Source organism: Rhodococcus sp. (in: high G+C Gram-positive bacteria) (assembly GCF_049286785.1).
In the GTDB taxonomy this organism is placed as follows: domain Bacteria; phylum Actinomycetota; class Actinomycetes; order Mycobacteriales; family Mycobacteriaceae; genus Rhodococcus_F.
Genome location: NZ_JBAQEO010000360.1, coordinates 1 through 2111 on the forward strand (window position 1 = coordinate 1; position 2111 = coordinate 2111).

General features: G+C 65.8%; 3 protein-coding genes and 1 pseudogene. All 4 read left to right on the plus strand.

The features are described from left to right. A partial coding sequence (locus tag WAW17_RS13340) for an ABC transporter substrate-binding protein (RefSeq protein WP_422333443.1) occupies positions 1–755 on the plus strand: 755 nt, incomplete at its 5' end. Between the two features lie 13 nt (positions 756–768). Next, positions 769–1161: a rhodanese-like domain-containing protein gene (locus tag WAW17_RS13345; protein ID WP_422333444.1), complete on the plus strand. Its 393-nt coding sequence runs from the start codon at positions 769–771 to the stop codon at positions 1159–1161. 18 nt (positions 1162–1179) lie between these two features. After that, a pseudogene (locus WAW17_RS13350) lies at positions 1180–1596 on the plus strand (LuxR C-terminal-related transcriptional regulator); the annotation flags it as partial. A 275-nt stretch (positions 1597–1871) separates the two neighbouring features. Beyond that, positions 1872–2111, plus strand: a 240-nt coding sequence (locus tag WAW17_RS13355) for a TIGR03618 family F420-dependent PPOX class oxidoreductase (RefSeq protein ID WP_422333445.1), incomplete at its 3' end; no start/stop codon positions are given.

Below are 2111 nucleotides of genomic sequence, written 5' to 3' on the forward strand. Positions count from 1 at the left end.
GGCGCATCCAGGAGGAACAGGGCATCGAGCTGATGCTCAGACTCAACGGACTGACCCGCGACGATGTCGACATCGTCGAGTTCCCCTACCCGGACGACTGGTACGACAAGCCCGAAATGCTCGACCCCATGAACAACCCGTCCGAGCTGTGGCTTCGGCGTGACCACAAGCACGACCTGGCCTTCCGCCCGCTCGAGACTGCGCTCGAGCAGGGCCTCGTCGACGCCATCTACACCCAGAGCAAGCCGTTCCAGCACCTGCAGGAAGCAACCGGCAAGTTCAAGGCGATCGAGGACCTGTCGCGGTACCCGGACTGGACCCTGCAGGTGGCCAACATCCCGGCCGTCATCACCTGCACCGACGAAATGGCCGAGAAGCACCCCGAACTCGTTCTCGCGTTCATGAAGGGCATGATCAAGGTCGGCCGCTGGGCCAACGAGAACAAGCACGCCGCAGCGGCGATCCTCGACAGGCAAACCTTCTACCTGGACGCCGAGGACACCTACGAAGGCATCAAGCACATCGACATGGTGCCGAACCTGTCGCCGCAGAACCTGGCCTCCATCGAGATCGGCAAGGACTTCATGCTCAGCCACGGCTACATCGAGAACAACTTCGACGTGCACGAATGGGCCGCCCCCGAATTCTTCGAGCAGGCCGCCAAGGAGCTGCTCGAGGAGGAGTGGACCAGACGCAGCACGGCCAAGCTGCCGGAAGCCACGGCGCTCGAAGTGACCGCCACCCGACTCGGATGAGGACCGGGACGACATGACCAGAACAGTGCTCGACATGATCGGAGAGGCCCGGGCACGGGTCTCCGCGGTCGGCCCCCAGGCGGCCGCCGAACAGGCCGCCGCAGGCTCGGTGTTACTCGACGTCCGCGAGGCCGAGGAATGGCAGCACGGTCACATCGATCAGTCCGTGCCGGCACCCCGCGGGTTGCTCGAGTTCTTCGCGGACCCCACCAGCCCGCGCCACAAGGTGGCGCTCGAACCGACCATGCGGGTCATCGTGGTATGCGCCTCGGGGGCACGCGCCGCCCTCGCCGCGGCCACCCTCCAGGACATGGGATACACCGACGTCGCGGTTCTCGAAGGCGGCTTCAACGAGTGGAAGGCAGCGGGTATGCCGACCTGCGAGCACGACTACGCAGGAATCTGAGCTCCGCGGTCCCGTACGCTGACGGGTGACAGCGCTGGCGCCGAAAGATGCATTCGCGGGATCGACCTCACCGACGCCATCCACCAGGTCGGCGCGAGCAAGTCCCTGCTCGACAACCGAGCCGCCGCAGCCCTGATGGACAAGCTCCGCGCCCGTCCGAGTGAGGCGGAGAACGCCGTCGCCGGGCTGACCGGCCAGGACCGCACCCTGCTGACGCTGCTGGGCGAAGGACTGACCAACCGGCAGATCGGCGAACGAATGTTCCTCGCGGAGAAGACCGTCAAGAACCATGTTCCGAGACTGCTGCACAAACTCGGGGTCGAACGCCGCACCCAGGCCGCCATCCTCGCCGCCGAACCCCCAGCAAACGTCCCCCATGACAATCGTCGACGCTCTCGGCGTCGGCGCTCGGCAATCAGATCCACCATCGGATAACCGGATCCCGAACGTCGAGAACGACATGCGGGTCCGCGACGGCAACAGCCTCGACAATCGTCCAGGGAGGACATCGGCCGGCGCGACCCGGCTGCCGAGGTTCCAGCGTCCTCGCACCACGAGGGCGGCGTTCGCGCGCAGTCCGACCGCACGCCTCGTTCATCTCGATCAAGGTCGACGATCCCCAATCCCGCCCGGGGCTTGCCCATCGCCGTACCGCCTGGATCCGGCGAAAAGCACCGGCGCCGTCATGGTTCGCGCGTAGGGTGCCGGTCATGGCTGTTCTGTCTGACGACGTGCGGGACCTGCTCGGGGCGCGGAACATGGCGCACGTCGCGACGCTGATGCCCGATGGCTCGCCGCATGTCTCTCCGGTATGGATCGCGGTCGAGGGTGATCGCCTGGCGATCTTCTCCGCTCGGGAGAATCTCAAGGTCGCCAATCTGCGACGTGACGGGCGAGTCGGGGTGTCGGTCTGTGATGAGCACAACCCGTATCGGTCGGTCGTCATCCGT